This is a genomic window from Ectopseudomonas khazarica, assembly GCF_004521985.1.
Lineage (GTDB): Bacteria > Pseudomonadota > Gammaproteobacteria > Pseudomonadales > Pseudomonadaceae > Aquipseudomonas > Aquipseudomonas khazarica.
The window spans coordinates 68,888-85,271 of the sequence record NZ_SBHZ01000007.1 but is presented as its reverse complement, the minus strand read 5'-3'; the positions used below and the strand labels follow the sequence as shown (position 1 = coordinate 85,271).

Below are 16,384 nucleotides of genomic sequence, written 5' to 3'. Positions count from 1 at the left end.
TGGCTCCGAGTACGTGTGGGGCTGCTGAGAGTAAGGCCCGTCGGCCCTGGGGATGCAAGATTCAAACTAGACTCGCCACTTCCTGTTGCAAGGATGCCATCCATGCCAATCCGCTCGAAACGTCTGTACCTGTCCCTGCTGCTTGCCGTCGCCGGCAGTGCGCAGGCAACCGAGGACTGCGCCACCGTGGTGCAGTGCAACCAGCGCGGCACGGCCGCCTACCAGGCCGGCCAGTATGCGCCGGCCATCGAAGCGTTCGAGCGTCAGTTACGACGTGTCGAGCAGGGTGACTCGGCACAGTTGGAACTGGCCCTGAACAACCTGATCCTGGCCAACCTGCGCGCTGGCGATGCCGGCATGGCGCGGGCCTGGCTGGGCGTGGCCCTGGACAGGCAGCTCAACGGCGCCTCGACCCGCCTGCACCTGGGCAAGGTGGCCGAGGCGCTGGATTACCAGGCGCTGGCCGCCAGTCCCCAGGGTCGCTACCTGCGCTACGGCGGCCAGGCGGTGTGGAGCGAGCTGCAGATCAGCGCCGACCCGCAGGGTGGCTATCGCGCCCGCTTCTCGCCGCTGCGCGCCGGGGCGCGGGTGGAGGAATACGGCCCGGCAGCCATCGGCAAGCTGGACGGTCGCCTGCACGGCGATGGCGCCGCGATGACACTGCAGGACGCCCAGCTGGGCGCCGGTTGCGCCGTGCAGCTGCTGCGCGAAGGCATCGCCCTGCGCGTGCTGGAGGTGTTCGACGACGGCTGTCAGGACTACGGCGGCATGGGCATCAGCGTGGCGGGCGGGTACATCAAGGTGAGTCGGTGATGCGCAGAGGGGACCATTACCGCAATGTGTGGAGAGCATGGGCCGTCGAGCGATGCCGTCGCTGAGTTGCCGTCTTGATCAACAATCAAGGTACAGGCTGGCGCTAGAATGGCGACCCATTTTTCAGGGCACTACACGGACGTTCCATGCAGCGACATTCCATCACTCCGCGCCAGGATTGGTGCGAGCAAGCTACGGCACTCGGCTTTCACTTCCATTCCATCGGCGGAGAACCCTACTGGGATGAGAACGTTTGTTACCGCTTCAGCCTGCGCCAGATCGAAGACGATATAGAAACCCCCACAGCAGAGCTCGAGGCCATGTGCATGGCACTGGTCGAGGAGGCAGTGGAAAGCGAGGTTCTGCTGCGGCGGATGGCGGTGCCCGAAGCACACTGGACGCTGATCAGAGATAGCTGGCGCTCACGCGAGCCAGCGTTGTATGGGCGCATGGATCTGACCTACGACGGCCAGGGGCCGGCGCGCTTCTATGAGTACAATGCCGATACCCCAACCGGCCTCTACGAGGCGGCTTTCTTTCAATGGGTATGGTTGGAGCAGTGCCGTGAGCGTGGCTTGCTGCCGGAACGGGCAGATCAGTACAACCTGGTTCAGGAGGCACTGATCGAGCGGCTGCAACGTATCGGCCTGGCAGGCCAACCCTTCCACCTGGCCTGCTGCCGCGACCATATTGAAGACGAGGGAACCCTCACTTACCTGGCGGACTGCGCTAACCAGGCCGGCCTGCAGCCACAGCTTTTGTATATCGACGATATCGGCCATTTACCCGGCAAGGGCTTCGTCGATCTGCATAATCAGCCGCTGATCCAGCTATTCAAGCTCTACCCCTGGGAGTGGTTGCTCGAGGAGGACTTCTCCCGCCATCTGCTTGAGAGTCGCACACGCTTCATCGAGCCCGCCTGGAAGACCCTGCTCTCAAACAAGGCCATATTGCCCTTGCTCTGGCAACGACACCGCGGCCACCCCAACTTGCTTCCTGCATGTTTTGCCGATGAAGCGGACATGAGCCAGCTGGGACAGCGCTGGGTACGCAAGCCCTTCTTCTCTCGCGAGGGGGCGAATATCCAAGTGGAGAGCGACAGCGGGGTGGAGCTTGTTGTGCCGGGCCCCTACGATCAGGGGCCGGCTATTCTGCAGGCCTGGTGCCCGCCGCCCTGCATGGATGGGCAGCACCCTATCATCGGTAGTTGGCTGGTCGGCGGCCAGCCAGTGGGTATAGGTATTCGCGAAGATCGTAGCGCCATCACGCAGGACAGCTCACGCTTCGTCCCGCATTACATCCTCGATTGAGCGCTCGCCCAGCAGTGCCTTGGCGCGCTTCGATGCCTGGTGCTGCAGGCTGAAGCCGGCCAGGGCGCTGGCTAGCCAGGCCACTGCCAGGGCCAATACTGCCAGGAACAGAGCTGTCAGCGAGCCAACGGCCAATAGGGTTACCAGCAGGCAGATACCTATTGTTACGCCCATTAGCCACCAGGCATCTGTGCTCCAGAAGCTGCGCAAGTAGGAAAGCAGCGAACTAGGCCTGTAGGGCGGCAGATTCTGTGTCTGTTGCCAGTCGAGCAGCAGCAGGTGCTCGGCGGACGTCGGTAACAGACGCTCCTGCGGCGATAGTTCGAGGGTGGCAGGATCCTGTGTCGACTCGCGGGTACGCGACAGTTCGGCCAGCGCCTTCAGGTCGAGGGTCTCGCCACTGTTCAGGTGCCACAGCCGTTGCCGCTGCGAGCTGAACAGATAGGTCTCTACATAAGCGCCGTAGCACAAGCTGTAGACCAGAAAGGCCAGCCAAAGAGCGGTCCACACCAGCAGCGTCAGTTCATAATTGCCTATGGGCCAGGGCAGAAAATCGAGGGCCAACTGAGCGGCGAGCATCAGCCCGAGCAATAGTGGTATCAGGCAGCACAGCATCAGGGTCAAGCCGTGCGTGGCTCCGACCAGCATGACGCAGCCGTTTGCCTGATCGACTTGCACGATGCGCGGGAGGGGGGCGAAGAATTCTTCTGCGCCTGCCACTGCAAGGTTCTGCTCATCATTTGCCATCGGTGCGTACCATCAACAATTGCCAATTCTCGTCCTGCCACAACGGCAGCTCTTCGCTAGGTTGCTGATCGGCTGGTAGCAACACCACCGCGAATGGCACCTTGGCCAGGGACAGCTCGCCCACCTGCAGAGCAGGCGACTTGCCTCCCTGCTGTATCTCTACCCCGACCAGCGCCCTGATTCCCTCCGTTCTGGGTTGCTCTGCCCACCAGCTCTGCCAGGTATGCAGTCCTGCCAGACGCAACCCGCTCAGTTTGACTCGGCCATCCTCATGTAACGCCAGCAGATTCATGGGCCAGGGTTCAGATGCTCCCCACTGTTTGTCTGTCCGGGCCGGCAAACGCTGTTTTTGCAGCGTGGCCCAGAGGCCTGCCAGTTTTTTCAGTTCGGGCGATTCGGCGGCCGCCAGGGCCTGAATCATGGGGGGCTCTTTGCTCAGGTCTGCATCGTCGGTGTGATTGCTCTCACGAGTGAAGCCCTTCACCTGCAACCGCAGCACCTGGCCAAGCTCCCAGCCATTGTCATAAGTCCAGAAGATCGAGGCCGTCATGAAAACCGGCCCAAGCTTGGTCATCTGCATGCCGCTGCACTGCGTCAGTGCTCGTTGCGGGGCTGAGGGGTGCACCAGCACCGGTGCGAGGCAGGCAGGTGCAAGGCCAAGCGGCTTCAGGTTTACCCATTCAGTGCTGTTCGGCAGGCGTACTCGCAACTTGGCGGGGTTTTCGGCAATGAGCCGGTGCAGGTCATCGAGCAGCGCATTGGCGGTACCAATACTGCTGTCCAGGTCGTCCGCCTGGGAGATCGAGGTGGAAAGCAGGCAGCCGAGCAACAGTCCAATTCGTAACCACATCATTGATTACCCACTGGCCATCGCCATGCTGCTGCGAGCCGTCGCACCAAACCCGCCACGGCTGGCGCTACCCTGGAAACGTGCTGGCAGCTGATTCCCCTGAAATTGTTGGGTATAGCTGGAGGCTTGCAGGTGGCTGCGGTGCAGGTTGAGTTGACTGCTGAGCTGTCGGTTGTTCTGATGACCCAGATATTGCCCCTGGCTGGTGAACAGAAGCAGATTGCGGCCAGCATAGGCGTAGTGAGCACCGTAGTAGTTGCTGGTATAGGCGCTGCTGTTGCTGCCGTAGATGGTTTCTTCGGTCATCCCGAAAACCGGTTGCAACTCATCGGCACCGACTTCGGTCCAGTCGACGGGTTCGCTACCGCGCATTTGCCCAACCAGTCCGCGACTGACGAGAAAGGCAGCTGGTACCGGGCGGGCCAGGCCGTCGTCCCCCAGTGAACAGTTCGTCACTGCTTGGGCCGCGCACCACACACCTATCTTGCAGTTGTTATCGATGCGCGTGAACTCGCGTTCACAGGCCGAAAAGCTGGCGTAGCTTGGCGCCAGCTGAGTCGTGCGGCGCCATGCCTCGTCGCGGAGTTGTTTGCATTTCTCGGTGGGTAGTCCAGTGCTCTGTTCACAGCTTGCCAGGTTTTGGAATACCTGCACGTCGCGGTACATCGGATCCCAGGCCAGCAAAACCAGAGGCGTAACCCCCATGAGGCTGAGGGTGAGCACCCCGGCGCGTTTTTGCCGTCGAGCAGCGATATGCATTGGGGCAGGGGATGACGTAGCAGGTGCCGATGGATCTTTGGCGGTAGACATAAACATTCCATGTTTAGCGCAGAGGGAAGGAATTAGAAGGTTCCGGCACTCTCGGGTCAACCGCCATCGAGCAGGATGTGACACAGTCCCTCAATGGTGTTCATCCACGTCCCAGACTCAGGCGTGGCTCAGGTACCAGCGCCAGTCCTGTTCGCTCACTTCGCCCATGAACTGGCGGTACTCGGCCCATTTGATCGCCAGGAACACCTTGAGGAAGTCCTCGCCCAGCGCTTCGCGCGCCCAGCTTGAACCTTCCAGGTTGCGCAGGGCGGTAAGCCAATCCGTGGGCAGCGTTTCGCGGGCCTGTTCGTAGCCGTTGCCGACGATGGCCGCCCCCGGATCGATCTGTTCGCGGATGCCCTTGTGGATGCCGGCGAGAATCGCGGCCGCCGCCAGGTAGGGGTTGGCATCGGCGCCGCAGATGCGGTGTTCGACATGACGGCTGTGGGCCGGCCCGCCCGGCACGCGGAAGGACACGGTGCGGTTGTTCACCCCCCAGCTCTTGGCCAGCGGTGCATAGCTGTTGGCCTGGAAACGGCGGAAGGAGTTGGCGTTGGGGCAGAAGATCGCCAGCGCATCGTCGAGCGTGGCCATCATGCCGCCGATGGCGTGGCGCAGCAGCGGCGTACCCTGCGGGTCGTCGCTGGCCATCAGGTTGTTGCCGCTCTCGTCGGCCAGCGAGACGTGCATGTGCAGACCGCTGCCGGCCAGGTCGCCGAAGGGCTTGGCCATGAAGCAGGCCTGCAAGCCGTGTTTGTTGGCCACGCCCTTGACCAGGCGTTTGTAGCGCACGCCTTCATCGACGGCCTGCAGGGCGTCGAAACGGTGCTCCAGGGTCAGCTCCAGCTGGCCCGGTGCGTATTCGGAGATCGCCGTGCGCACCGGCAGGCCCTGCACCTCGCAGGCGGCGTAGAGGTCGTCGAGGAACGGCTGTAGCTGTTCCAGCTCGTAGACGCCGTAGACCTGTGGCGCCTGCGGGCGCACGCCGTTCATCTGCACGGCAGGCTGCGGGCGACCATTGGCGTCGCGCTGCTTGTCCAGCAAATAGAACTCCAGCTCCACCGCCATCACCGGGTGATAGCCGTCGGCCTTGAGCGCGTCGATGGCCCGCACCAGCACGTGGCGCGGGTCGCCCGGCGTGGCTGGCAGGCCCTGGGTCGGGTGCATGCTCACCTGCAGCTGGCCGGTGGGCACGGTGCGCCAGGGTTGCAGGGTCAGGCTGCCGGGCAGCGGGTAGGTCCAGCAGTCGGCGTCGGCCACTTCCCAGACCAGGCCGCTGGCCTCGACGTCCTCGCCCTGGAGGGTCAGCGACAGGATCGAACTGGGCAGCGGCCGGCCGTTCTCGTAGATGGCCAGCAGTTCGTCGCGGTGCAGCAGCTTGCCGCGCGGGATGCCATTGGCGTCGATCAGCATCAGTTCGATGCTGCGCACCTCGGGGTGGCGTTCGAGGAAGTCGTGGGCTTCCTGAGGGTGGGCGAATTGCATGTGGGTTCTCGTAGAAGGTCGTGGGGCGCGTCTGTGGGAGGCGCTTCAGCGGCGACTGTCGCGGCTGAAGCCCCTCCCACAGGCATCCTTTGGGGCTTACTCGCGGGCGCCGGGGATGGCCAGTAGCTCGCTCAAGGCCAGGTCGAGTGTGACGATCAGCTTGTCCACATCCTCGGTCGTGGTGCTCGGACAGCACAGGGTCATGTTGTGGAACGGGGTGATGAGGATGCCGCGGTTGATCAGGTACAGGTGCAAGGCCATCTGCAGCTCGTCATGGAAGGCGGCCTCGGCTTCGGCCCCGGTGCGCGGCGCTGTGGCACAGAACTGGAATTCGCAGCGTGCGCCCAGCTCGGTCACCGACCAGTCGAGGCCGTGCCGGCCGATCAGCTGACGGAAGCCTTCGGCCAGGCGCGCGGCCAGCGGCAGCATGCGGTCGTAGGCATCCTGGGTCATCACCTGCTCCAGGTTGGCGCGCATGCAGTGCATGGCCAGGGCGTTGGCCGACAGGGTGGTGCCCATGCCGCTGTGGCCATGACCCTGGCTGCCTTCGCTGGCGCGCTGGCGGGCTTGGTTCATGGCGCTGGCCATCGCCGCGCTGCAGCCGAAGATACCGCAGGGCACGCCGCCGGCGATGGGCTTGCCGACCACGAAGAAGTCCGGCTCCAGCCCCCACAGGCGGGTACAGCCGCCGATGTCGGTGGAGATGGTATGGGTCTCGTCGATGATCAGCAGGCTGCCGTACTGGCGCGTCAGCTCGCGGCAGCGCTGCATGAAGCCCGGATCGGGGAGGACCATGCCGATGTTGGTCATCGCCGGCTCGCAGAGCAGGGCGCAGACATCACCCTGGGCCAGGGCGGCCTCCAGCGCTGCGACATCGTTGAAGGGGATGGCGCGGCTGTGCTCGGTCAGGTCGTAGGCCTGGCCGATCAGTCCCGAGCGGTGCACCGTCTGGCCGTCCCTGTGGCGCACCATCACGTCATCGACGGTGCCGTGGTAGCAGCCGTCGAACACCAGCAGGGTCTTGCGCTGGGTGATGGCGCGCGCCCAACGCAGCACGTAGCGGTTGGAGTCGGTCGCCGTGGCGGTGACCTGCCAGTACGGCAGGCCGAAGCGCTGCGCCAGCAGTTCGCCGCAGACCACGGCATCCTCGCCGGGGAGCATGGTGGTCAGGCCGTTGCCGGCCTGCTCGGCGATGGCGCGGGCCACGGGATCGGGCGAGTGACCGAACATGCTGCCGGTGTCGCCCAGGCAGAAGTCGATGTACTCATGACCGTCCACGTCGAAGAAGCGTGCGCCCTTGGCGCGCTCGACGAACAGCGGCACCGGTGTCGACCAGTCGGCCATCCAGTGCATCGGCACGCCGCCGTACAGCGAATGGCGTGCACGTTCGGCCAGGGCTGCGGATTTCGGGTTGCGGGACAGGAACAGCTCGCGCTCGGCAGCGACGAAACGCTCCACGGCGGCTTGGCTGATACCACTGGCGGTGGTCATGGGAAGTACCTCGATGGGGTTTCGCGCATCATATTTTGTGATCACAAAATAGTAAACGGTAGGATCTAACCGTTTATTAAGGCAGTAAACTTCTAATTTGTGATCACAGAATATTTACGCTATAGCGTTTTTTCACACAAAATCAGTATCGACGTAGACTTGTCGGATTTTCCCAGCGGAGCCTTCCATGCGCGACTGTAGCCTCACCCTTGCTCAACTGCCGGCGCCACCGAGGGAGCCGGCCCATGGCTGACAACCTGCAGGAACAGCTGTACCAGAACATTCGCTCGGGCCTGCTGGCCGGGCGCTTCCAGCCGGGCCAGCGGCTGAAGATCCGCGACCTGGCTGCCGAGTGGGGTACCAGCCCGATGCCGGTCCGCGCCGCCCTGCAGCGGCTGGTGGCCGAGGGGGTGCTGGAGGGCGAGCAGCAACGCTCGGTGCGGGTGCCATCGATGACGCGTGAGCGCTACGAGAACATCTTCCAGGTGCGCCTGGCGCTGGAGGGCATGGCGGTCGAGCTGGCGACGCCACGGCTGAACAGCGCGGACCTGGCGCTGCTGCGCGACTGCGTGCAGCGCATGGATGCAGCCATCGAACAACGCCAGGTGCAGGACTACCTGAACGCCAACAGCCAGTTTCATCTGCACCTGTACGGCGCGTGCGGCAACCCGGTGCTGCTGCGTTCGATCGAGGCGCTGTGGCTGCAGATCGGTCCCTTCTTCAACCGCCTGTTCACCGGCGCCGACCTGTCACTGCGGCTCAACGACTTTCACGAGGACGCCTTCGCCGCCATCGAGGCTGGCGATGCCAAGGGGGCGCGCCAGGCCATGGAGCAGGACCTGCTGTACTTCGCGCGGTTTCTGCTCAACCTGCTGGCGCTGGAACAGGGCGAGGTGTGAGCCGGGTTTGCCTGATGGGGTGTGCCGGTCGCGGCTGAAGCTCCTGCCTCGGGTTCAGGTGTAGCGGCCAGCCGTGTGCGGCGCTTTGGTGGCGACGCCGATCAGCTTTCCAGCCAGACGTCGCGGCACCAGTGCCAGACCGAATCCCAGCTCTCGTCGGTCAGCTCACCCTCGTCGCCGTCCCACAGCCACACCTGGCCTTCCACGTCCACGGCGTAGTAGTCGCGGCCGTCCTGGCACAGCGGCACCAGGTCGCGTGGCAGGCCGAGGTCCCAGGCCACCGAGGCCACTTCCGGCAGGTAGGTGTGCGATTGCGGGTCGCTGGCGGTCACCGGCTCCAGGCGGCCATAGACCACGTCGCTGACCTTGAGCAGGAACTCGCGCAGCTCGAAGGGCAGGTGGATGAGGATCTGCTCCTGAATCTCCACCAGGGTCTCTTCCTCCGGCAGCTCCAGCGGTACCGGCACCGGTTCGTTGAGTTCGCGCAGCTGTTCGATGACTTCTTCCACGATAGGGCTCTCCTTATGGGCGGGCAGCTTTATACCCTAGCCGCGGGATTCGAGGTATTGCTCAAGCGATCCGCAGATAGCCGGCTGCAGTTAGCAGCATGGGCAATTTCAGCTTGAGCCGAGTGGCCTTTATCGGCAACCTTGACGCCCCGCGAAAAGCTTGGAAGCGTCGCCGCATGCAGGATGCATCTTCAACCCCAATCGCGCAGCTCCGCAACCGCATCGTTGTGCGTCTGCAAAAGGAACTGCGCACCCGGCGCTTCGTCATCGTCAGCCTGATCACCATAGGCTGGTTGGTCGCGCTGCTGGTCGTGGCGTCCCGTGAGGGCCACGGCTTGTTCGACAGCACCCATATGGCCGTATACGAGCCCTTTCAACTGCCCAGTCCGGCCATAGGCGAGCCGCTGCAGCCCACTGCTCTGGCTGGCACGCTCAGACTTCATGCTGGCTTCGGTCATGTCTATAGCAACCCCGCTCGACGCGACTGGTTCGAGCTACTGCTGCCCGCGCACGGCAACAATGCGCTGATGCCGGAAAGCATCCTGGCTATCGAAAATCTCCGATTGTTCAACGCGGATGGCACTCAGTTGTGTACCCCCGCATTGCGTCTGGATGCACCACAACGACTTTTGCCGGTCGGCATCGATGCCGACCTGGCGCTGTCGCAAGAGCTTGCCGAGTACCCGACGCGCGCCATGCCGGCGCACCGCTTCGAGCTGTTTTGGACGCCGGTATACAGCCCGGCCTGCGCCTACCGGGAGCCAGCCTGGGTGCTGGCTGATGTGCTGCGCAAGGTCCCTATTGCGCACGAGGAGCCGCTTTGGCTGGTGCTGGCGGACGAGGAGAGTGTCATCCGTGTCGGCGATAGCCACATCACCGCCCGACCGGGCGCCTTGCCAGGCGAGTGGTGGGTCGAGGTTGTCAACCGGGGCAAGCAAACCCTGCATTTCAAGCCGGATGACTACCCGGCGCATCAGGCCTGGCATCGCGTGCGCTACGCCCATTCGCCGGGCTATGACAGCGCCTGGGATCGTCTGATGCGGGGCAAGGATTTTCTCGCTGCCGACATGTACCAGCTGCGCTTCGAGGGCACGCCGCCGGCGCACCTGCCGATCAGGCTGTGGAGCGGCAAGGAGGAGCGTCTGACGGATGTGCGCTTCTCCACTGACGACCAGCTGCGTAGCGTTTCGTCGCTGCCTTCGACTTGGCACTTGCCGCTGGCGCATACCGGCCTCGACATGCCCACACAACTGCCGTTGCAGGCGCAGGGGCGTGAGTATCACGAGCTGTTTCTGCCGATTTCCTTGAGCGCCGTCTGTCAGTTGCGTGTGGTCAGTTCGCAGCAGCCACTGTTGCGCTGGCGAGCCGTGCAGAGATTGCCTGCTGACGACTACCGGCGTTATTCGGTGTTGCCACCCGAGCAGCTCGATCAGGTGCGCTGGGAGCTACAGGGCAGTGATGGTGAGCTGCGCTTCTTGCATGACGCTGAGGTCGAGAGCGAGCTGTCCTGCCCGACTGCTATGGCCTGGCAGGTACTGCCCTACCAGGTCGGTGAAACGCCCTGGCTGGTTGCCGTCGGCGCCTTGCCGAGCGCGCTGGTGCAGCCTGAGCAGCCGGCGCGCGAGTTGTTCGGCCGACTGCGCTTTCTCGATGCCAATGGGCAGGCGTTGATGCCGGTTGCCCGTTCTGCCGACCTTGATGAGCCGATCGTCGAGGACTTCCTGTTCCCCGATGGTGTGTTCAAGTTTCACGGTGAGGTCAGGCGCATTGAGCAGTTGACCACCCTCGACTCCACGCCGCGCACGGTGCGCTGGACGTATCGCTTCATGCAGCAGGAGGGCAACTGATATGCGTGCGCTTACCCTGGTTCTTCTGCTGCTGGCTACTTGCGCAAGCGCATTCGAACGGGTGCCACAGCGCTTGCTGAACGAGCTCGCTCCACCTGCTCTGGATGGCGACGGCTGTGCGCGCAGCACGGATGAGATTCACAAGGACATCGTCGATGGCAAGCTGGTCAGCTGCGGTGCGCAAGCCAACGGTCAACGCAGCGGCTACTTGGTCGAGGAAACGAACGGCGGCTTCGTCATGTATGGCTGGTATCGCGACGATGAATGGATCGGAACCTGGCTGGCCCTGACAACTGTCGGCGTCTGGCGTCGCTACGCTACGGGTGTCGAACACGGCGTTTCCTACGGGCTGGAAAAGGATGGCCAGCTGGCTTGGAAACAGATTCATATACATGGCCGGCGGGTGTTCAACTGCGAAGGATGGGAGTGGCCATGTTAGAGATGATGGCGTCGCCCGGTTGGGTTCGTTGGGTAAGCCTGGCACTGGTGGCGCTGAGCGCGGCGGTGCTGGTGCCGAGCACTATCCGAGGCTGGGGTGCGACTGCGCTGGCGTTCGGGCTGTTTTGTGCGGTCCTGGCGGTGCTCGCCAGCAGCCACTATCTGTTGTTCAACTGGGCGTCGGAAAGTTCTCTGGCGTTGCCTGGGCTGCTGCTGGGGTTGCCGCTGATCTACCTGGGGAGCGTCGCTCTGCTGACTCATCGGCGACCGCTGGGCGCCTTGCTGGTCCTGGCGAGCGGATTGCTTGTGTTGCTGGTCAGCGATGGCCAGCAGCTCTGGTCAGCGACTTTCTACCGGCTGCAGGGCGCTCTGATGGGCTACCCGGATCTGGTGCTGCACGGCGGTGAGGATCTTGGCGAATACCTGCCGCCAGCAGGTACGCGGCTGCTTTTTAAACCAGCGGACCAGACGCTCTCATGTGGGGTGCTGAGCGAGCCTGAGCCGTCGTACGCTTCGCTGTCCTACCGCGTCGATTGCCGGAACTATTACTGGGGACCGGCGATGATGGCGCCTGTTGCCCACGCTGAATTGCCGCTGCTATATGCGCTTGCCGGACTCTGGCAGGAGAGGCAGTCGGGGGACTTCTTCACGCTTACGGGGCTTGAGCTATTCCCTGCGGCGATGACCGAGTTCGACCTGCTATGCCCTGCCGATGTCGATTGCCAGGCCGGCAAGCAGGCCATCATGCAGTTGCTGGGCTATGAGCGCTGGACTGATTTTCGGGATTCGCTCCACGCTCGACCCGAGCAGTTACTTCAGGCTTATAAAGCTGCTTCCTATGCGTCGCGCAATGCAGCGATAGCCGTGCTTGCCGGGGACGTGCGCGCTCAGCTGGAGGCGCGCGTGGCTGCTATCGTCGCAGTCTATGCCGAGGCGCAGGCGCATAGTCTGACCTTGACTGACCTGGCGCCCAGTTATTCGGGCCGATCGACTTCCTATTGGCCTATCGAAAACAGTGCCGCAGCCTGGAACGGCCTAGTGCGGGCCTTGCGCCAGCTCCCGGTTTCAGTGCCGAAAATCGGTACGCTGAGCAAGTTGCAGAATGCCGTGCTGATAGCGGCCGAGCGGCAGGAGGGTGGGGGGCGGCTGGTCTACCACACAGAGGTGGGGCGGCATGCAGTCAGTACCCTAGTGCTTTTTCTGGTGCCTTTGCTCTGGCTGGTGCTGATACTCGGCGTCATGTTCTGGCGTTGCCTGCGTGGCCGGGCGCGACCAGAGGGACAACATGCACACCAGGTTTTATGGAGAGAAAGATGACCATCAGCTGGATCAGCAAGCACCATAGCGAACTCGACGTCCATGAGCTGTATGCCATCCTCGCTCTGCGTACCCAGGTGTTCGTGGTCGAACAGAACTGCCCGTATCTGGAAACCGATGGCCAGGACCTGCTGGGCGACACCTGCCACCTGCTGGCGCGCGACGAGCATGGCCTGGTGGGCTATCTGCGTCTGCTCGATCCGCAGCGCATGGACGGTGAGGTGGTGATCGGTCGGGTGGTGATCGCCGCGTCGGCGCGAGGCAGCGGCCTGGGGCACCAGCTGATGGAGCGGGCGCTGGCCGAGTGTGGGCAGCGCTGGCCGGGCGTGCCGCTGTACCTGTCGGCACAGGCGCACCTGCAGGGCTACTACGGGCGCTATGGCTTCGAGCCGGTGACCGAGGTCTACCTGGAGGACGACATCCCGCATATCGGCATGCGCCGGGCGGCGGGCGACCAGACGTCCGGCTAGGTCGCCGCTGCAGCGCCCGCTCGGATGTGCCCGCTGCGCTGCTGCCGAACGGGCTGATGGTGTTGCAGGAGCCGCTGGCCGGCCAGGGCCGAAACGAAAAACCCCGGGCTTGCCCGGGGTTTTCATGCTGCGCTGCTGATCAGTTCTGGCGGATGCCGGCGATCAGCCAGGGCTGGTTGTCGCCCTGGGCGCGTTCCAGGCGCCAGCTTTCGCTGAACGCTTCGCCCTGGTCGAAGCGCGAGGTCTTCGACAGGCCGCTGAAGGTCAGGGTGGCGATGGTCTTCTCGGCGTTGTCGTCGACGCCTTCGAGCTGCACGTCGAGCTCGTCGATGTAGGTGGACTGGAAGCCGTCGCCCAGCTCGGCGCGCTCGCGCTTGAGGAAGTCCAGCAGTTGCGGGGTGACGAACTCGGCGATCTTGTCCATCTCGTTCGCGTCCCAGTGCTGCTGCAGGTTCATGAAGTGCTCGCGGCCGGCAGCCAGGAAGCTCTGCTCGTTGAACCAGGCCGGGGCGTTGATCACCGGGCGCGCTGCCGCAGCGCCGCTGCCGCCGAAGATCGAAGTCGGTGCGGCCTGGGTCGGCATTTCGCGCTGGTACGGTGCGCCAGCGGTGGCGGCTTGCGGCTGCTGCTGGGCACGACGGGCGGCGAGGAAGCGGAAGATCAGGAAGGCGATCAGGCCGAAGATCAGGAAGTCCATGATCTGCAGGCCTTCGAAGCCATCACCCATGAACATCGAGGCGAGCAGGCCACCGGCGGCCAGGCCGGCCAGCGGGCCGAGCCAGCGCGATGCGCCGCTGGCGGCAGCGGGTTGACGACCTGCGGTGGGCGCGGTGGTTGCCGGTTGCGACTGCGGCGTGGCCTGGCGAGTCTGGTGGCTGGGCGCGGAACCGAAGGACTTGCCGCCGCCAAAGCGCTTGGCGTGGGCTTCGAAGCTGAAGGTCAGCGCCAGGCACAGGACCATGGCGATACTGAGGAAACGCTGCATCACGGTTTTCTCTCTTGTGGAAAAGCTTGGGCGGCATCTTGCCCGGCAAGGATGGGCGTGGCCAGTGACAGAATGTTTCTGGCTTTTGCCTGGCGCGGCAGGCCCCGTGCGGACGAAATCCGCGCGCCTGCCCGAACGACGAACGGAGCCCGCAGGCGCCGTCCATTCAGCGCCAGTCGTAGAGTTCCTTCTCCGACAGCGCCTGCATCGAGGTCGCCAGCGCCTGGAAGGCCTGCATCGAGGCCCAGATGCGGCCGTTCAGTTCGCTCTGCGCGGCCAGTTCACCGAGTACCTGTTCGGTTTCCTGCTGCATGGCCAGCAGCACCTCGTCGGGGAAGCGCTTGAGCAGCGTGCCGCTTTTCTTCAGCTCGTCCAGCGCCAGGGCGTTGTTGAACACGTAGTCGTCCATCATGTCCAGGGTCGAGGCGCGGGCCGCCTCGGTGACGATCGCCTGCAGGTCGGGCGGCAGGCTGTCGAAGGCCTTCTGGTTGATCAGCAGCTCCAGCACCGACTGCGGTTCCTGCCAGCCGGGGTAGTAGTAGTACCTGGCGGCTTTCTGCAGGCCGAAGGCGAGGTCGTTGTAGGGGCTGACCCAGTCGGTGGCATCGATGGCGCCGGTCTGCAGGGCGGTGAAGATCTCGCCGCCCGGCAGCACCACGGTGGTGGCGCCGAGGCGACTCCAGACCTCGCCGCCGATGCCCGGCATGCGGATCTTCAGGCCCTTGATGTCGGCCAGGCCGTTGATTTCCTTGTTGAACCAGCCGCCCATCTGCATGGTGCTGTTGCCCGCCGTCAGCGGCTTGAGGCCGAAGGGCGCGTAGGCTTCGTCCCACAGCGCCTGGCCGCCACCATGACTGAGCCAGGCGTTCATTTCCAGGGTGGACAGGCCGAAGGGAACGGCGCCGAAGAACTGTGCGGCCGGCACCTTGCCCTTCCAGTAGTAGGGCGTACCGTGGCCGAGCTCGGCGGTGCCACGGGAGACGGCATCGAACACTTCCAGCGCCGGCACCAGCTCGCCAGCGGCGTAGACCTTGATGGTCAGGCGCCCGGCGCTCATGGCGTTGATCCGCTCGGCCAGACGCTCGGCGGCGACGCCGGTGCCCGGGGCGTTCTTCGGCCAGGTGGTGACCATCTTCCAGTGGAAGCTTTGCGCAGGCGCACGGGCTGCGTCGGCAGGGGCGGAATCGTCCTTGCAGCCGGTCAGGCCGAGGGCGAGCAGGGGCAGGAGAAGCAGAGAGCGAAGACGCATGGACAGTCATCCCTAAGAAAAACGGGGCCTTCAGTGGCCCCGTTCGATTGGCTCAGCGCCAGTTGTACAGCTCTTTCTCGGTCAGTGCCTGCATGGCGCTGGCCTCTTCGAGGAAGGCTTTCTGCGAGGCCCAGATGCGGCCGTTGAGGTCGCTCGCCGCCGCCAGTTGCTCGAGTACGGCTGCGGACTGTTCGCGCATGGCCTGCAGCACGTCGTCCGGCAGGCGCTTGAGCTGCACGCCTTCGGCCTTGAGGCTGCCCAGCGCCTTGGCGTTGTTGAACACGTAGTCGTCCATCATGTCCAGGGTGGCCGCGCGTGCCGCCTCGACGACGATGGCCTGCAGGTCGGCCGGCAGGGCGTCGAAGGCCTTCTGGTTGACCATCGACTCGACCACCGCCTGGGGCTCCTGCCAGCCCGGGTAGTAGTAGTACTTGGCGGCCTTGTGCAGGCCGAAGGCCAGGTCGTTGTAGGGGCCGACCCAGTCGGTGGCGTCGATGGCGCCGGTCTGCAGGGAGGTGAAGATCTCGCCGCCGGGCAGGTTGACGGTGATCGCGCCGAGCTTGCTCCAGACTTCGCCGCCGAGGCCCGGCATGCGGATCTTCAGGCCCTTGATGTCATCCAGGCTGTTGATCTCCTTGTTGAACCAGCCGGCCATCTGCATGGTGGTGTTGCCAGCGGACAGCGGCTTCACGCCGAACGGCGCGTAGGTCTCGTCCCACAGTGCCTGGCCGCCGCCGTGGCTGAGCCAGGCGTTCATTTCCAGGGTGGACAGGCCGAACGGCACGCTGCTGAAGAACTGCGCGGCCGGTACCTTGCCTTTCCAGTAGTACGGGGTGCCGTGGCCCATCTCGGCGGTGCCGCGGGAAACGGCGTCGAACACTTCCAGGGCGGGCACCAGCTCACCGGCGGCGTAGACCTTGACGGTCAGGCGCCCGGCGCTCATGGCGTTGATGCGCTCGGCCAGGCGCTCGGCTGCGGTGCCGAGGCCGGGGAAGTTCTTCGGCCAGGAGGTGACCATCTTCCAGTGGATGGTCTGTGCGGGCGCGGCTGCGGCTGCGGCTGCGGTTTGCTCGCTGCCAGCCTTGTCTTCCTTGCAGCCGAGCAGGCCGAAGGTGGCCATCAGGGCCAGGGCGGCGCCGAACAGGTTGCGGCGATTCATCGATG

Annotated in this window: 16 protein-coding genes; 7 read left to right on the top strand and 9 right to left on the bottom strand. The window is 64.2% G+C overall.

The window, feature by feature from the left end; genetic code table 11:
• The first annotated feature begins 102 nt into the window (after positions 1-102).
• Both EPK82_RS10830 and EPK82_RS10825 read left to right on the top strand, forming a co-directional pair.
• Positions 103-813: a tetratricopeptide repeat protein gene (locus EPK82_RS10830; RefSeq protein ID WP_134676574.1), complete on the top strand. Its 711-nt coding sequence runs from the start codon at positions 103-105 to the stop codon at positions 811-813.
• A gap of 146 nt (positions 814-959) precedes the next feature.
• Entirely contained in the window at positions 960-2,123 is a 1,164-nt protein-coding gene (locus EPK82_RS10825; RefSeq protein WP_134676573.1) for a glutathionylspermidine synthase family protein, read from the top strand.
• Here EPK82_RS10825 and EPK82_RS10820 read toward each other — a convergent pair.
• From EPK82_RS10820 to EPK82_RS10800, 5 genes are all read right to left on the bottom strand, one after another.
• Entirely contained in the window at positions 2,091-2,870 is a 780-nt protein-coding gene (locus EPK82_RS10820) for a hypothetical protein (RefSeq protein WP_134676572.1), read from the bottom strand. The two genes, EPK82_RS10825 and EPK82_RS10820, sit on opposite strands and share 33 nt — an antisense overlap.
• The gene (locus EPK82_RS10815) at positions 2,860-3,720 is read right to left on the bottom strand and encodes a hypothetical protein (protein WP_134676571.1); all 861 of its coding nucleotides are present in this window, start codon (positions 3,718-3,720) and stop codon (positions 2,860-2,862) included. The genes EPK82_RS10820 and EPK82_RS10815 overlap by 11 nt, the downstream gene beginning before the upstream one ends.
• Positions 3,721-3,726: 6 nt before the next feature.
• A complete protein-coding gene (locus EPK82_RS10810; RefSeq protein WP_167494336.1) occupies positions 3,727-4,530 on the bottom strand; it encodes a DUF1190 domain-containing protein in 804 nt (267 codons plus the stop codon).
• Between the two features lie 117 nt (positions 4,531-4,647).
• Positions 4,648-6,015, bottom strand: a complete 1,368-nt coding sequence (locus EPK82_RS10805) for a glutamine synthetase family protein (protein ID WP_134676569.1) — start codon at positions 6,013-6,015, stop codon at positions 4,648-4,650.
• 96 nt (positions 6,016-6,111) lie between these two features.
• Positions 6,112-7,506, bottom strand: coding sequence for an aspartate aminotransferase family protein (locus tag EPK82_RS10800; protein WP_134676568.1), 1,395 nt, complete (start codon positions 7,504-7,506; stop codon positions 6,112-6,114).
• A 245-nt stretch (positions 7,507-7,751) separates the two neighbouring features.
• Between EPK82_RS10800 and EPK82_RS10795 the strand changes: the two genes are divergently transcribed.
• Positions 7,752-8,405, top strand: a complete 654-nt coding sequence (locus EPK82_RS10795; protein WP_134676567.1) for a GntR family transcriptional regulator — start codon at positions 7,752-7,754, stop codon at positions 8,403-8,405.
• A 101-nt stretch (positions 8,406-8,506) separates the two neighbouring features.
• On the opposite strand, the gene EPK82_RS10790 is transcribed toward EPK82_RS10795, so the two are convergent.
• Complete coding sequence (locus EPK82_RS10790) at positions 8,507-8,914, bottom strand: SMI1/KNR4 family protein (protein ID WP_037055555.1); 408 nt, start codon at positions 8,912-8,914, stop codon at positions 8,507-8,509.
• A gap of 98 nt (positions 8,915-9,012) precedes the next feature.
• On the opposite strand from EPK82_RS10790, the gene EPK82_RS10785 reads away from it, so the two are divergent.
• The 4 genes from EPK82_RS10785 to EPK82_RS10770 are packed head-to-tail and all read left to right on the top strand — an operon-like array spanning position 9,013 to position 12,986.
• Positions 9,013-10,761 carry a hypothetical protein gene (locus EPK82_RS10785; RefSeq protein ID WP_244229914.1) on the top strand — a complete coding sequence of 583 codons (1,749 nt, stop codon included), beginning with the start codon at positions 9,013-9,015 and terminating at the stop codon, positions 10,759-10,761.
• Between the two features lies 1 nt (position 10,762).
• Positions 10,763-11,200: a hypothetical protein gene (locus tag EPK82_RS10780; protein WP_134676566.1), complete on the top strand. Its 438-nt coding sequence runs from the start codon at positions 10,763-10,765 to the stop codon at positions 11,198-11,200.
• Complete coding sequence (locus EPK82_RS10775; RefSeq protein ID WP_134676565.1) at positions 11,194-12,516, top strand: hypothetical protein; 1,323 nt, start codon at positions 11,194-11,196, stop codon at positions 12,514-12,516. Before EPK82_RS10780 ends, EPK82_RS10775 begins: the two co-directional genes overlap by 7 nt.
• Complete coding sequence (locus EPK82_RS10770; protein ID WP_134676564.1) at positions 12,513-12,986, top strand: GNAT family N-acetyltransferase; 474 nt, start codon at positions 12,513-12,515, stop codon at positions 12,984-12,986. Before EPK82_RS10775 ends, EPK82_RS10770 begins: the two co-directional genes overlap by 4 nt.
• Positions 12,987-13,125: 139 nt before the next feature.
• Here the strand turns inward: EPK82_RS10770 and EPK82_RS10765 are convergent, their stop codons facing one another.
• From EPK82_RS10765 to EPK82_RS10755, 3 genes are all read right to left on the bottom strand, one after another.
• Entirely contained in the window at positions 13,126-13,971 is an 846-nt protein-coding gene (locus tag EPK82_RS10765; RefSeq protein ID WP_134676563.1) for a Tim44 domain-containing protein, read from the bottom strand.
• 166 nt (positions 13,972-14,137) lie between these two features.
• The gene (locus tag EPK82_RS10760; protein ID WP_134676562.1) at positions 14,138-15,220 is read right to left on the bottom strand and encodes a TRAP transporter substrate-binding protein; all 1,083 of its coding nucleotides are present in this window, start codon (positions 15,218-15,220) and stop codon (positions 14,138-14,140) included.
• Between the two features lie 52 nt (positions 15,221-15,272).
• Positions 15,273-16,379 (bottom strand): TRAP transporter substrate-binding protein, encoded by a 1,107-nt coding sequence (locus EPK82_RS10755; protein ID WP_134676561.1) that lies wholly within the window; start codon positions 16,377-16,379, stop codon positions 15,273-15,275.
• Between the last annotated feature and the right edge of the window lie 5 nt (positions 16,380-16,384).

Excerpts from the sequence above, each read along its gene's own strand:
- EPK82_RS10830 (WP_134676574.1), top strand. The coding sequence starts at position 103 with ATGCCAATCCGCTCGAAACGTCTGTACCTGTCCCTGCTGCTTGCCGTC.
- EPK82_RS10825 (WP_134676573.1), top strand. The coding sequence starts at position 960 with ATGCAGCGACATTCCATCACTCCGCGCCAGGATTGGTGCGAGCAAGCT.
- EPK82_RS10820 (WP_134676572.1), bottom strand. The coding sequence starts at position 2,870 with ATGGCAAATGATGAGCAGAACCTTGCAGTGGCAGGCGCAGAAGAATTC.
- EPK82_RS10815 (WP_134676571.1), bottom strand. The coding sequence starts at position 3,720 with ATGTGGTTACGAATTGGACTGTTGCTCGGCTGCCTGCTTTCCACCTCG.
- EPK82_RS10810 (WP_167494336.1), bottom strand. The coding sequence starts at position 4,530 with ATGTCTACCGCCAAAGATCCATCGGCACCTGCTACGTCATCCCCTGCC.
- EPK82_RS10805 (WP_134676569.1), bottom strand. The coding sequence starts at position 6,015 with ATGCAATTCGCCCACCCTCAGGAAGCCCACGACTTCCTCGAACGCCAC.
- EPK82_RS10800 (WP_134676568.1), bottom strand. The coding sequence starts at position 7,506 with ATGACCACCGCCAGTGGTATCAGCCAAGCCGCCGTGGAGCGTTTCGTC.
- EPK82_RS10795 (WP_134676567.1), top strand. The coding sequence starts at position 7,752 with ATGGCTGACAACCTGCAGGAACAGCTGTACCAGAACATTCGCTCGGGC.
- EPK82_RS10785 (WP_244229914.1), top strand. The coding sequence starts at position 9,013 with ATGGGCAATTTCAGCTTGAGCCGAGTGGCCTTTATCGGCAACCTTGAC.
- EPK82_RS10780 (WP_134676566.1), top strand. The coding sequence starts at position 10,763 with ATGCGTGCGCTTACCCTGGTTCTTCTGCTGCTGGCTACTTGCGCAAGC.
- EPK82_RS10775 (WP_134676565.1), top strand. The coding sequence starts at position 11,194 with ATGTTAGAGATGATGGCGTCGCCCGGTTGGGTTCGTTGGGTAAGCCTG.
- EPK82_RS10770 (WP_134676564.1), top strand. The coding sequence starts at position 12,513 with ATGACCATCAGCTGGATCAGCAAGCACCATAGCGAACTCGACGTCCAT.
- EPK82_RS10765 (WP_134676563.1), bottom strand. The coding sequence starts at position 13,971 with ATGCAGCGTTTCCTCAGTATCGCCATGGTCCTGTGCCTGGCGCTGACC.
- EPK82_RS10760 (WP_134676562.1), bottom strand. The coding sequence starts at position 15,220 with ATGCGTCTTCGCTCTCTGCTTCTCCTGCCCCTGCTCGCCCTCGGCCTG.
- EPK82_RS10755 (WP_134676561.1), bottom strand. The coding sequence starts at position 16,379 with ATGAATCGCCGCAACCTGTTCGGCGCCGCCCTGGCCCTGATGGCCACC.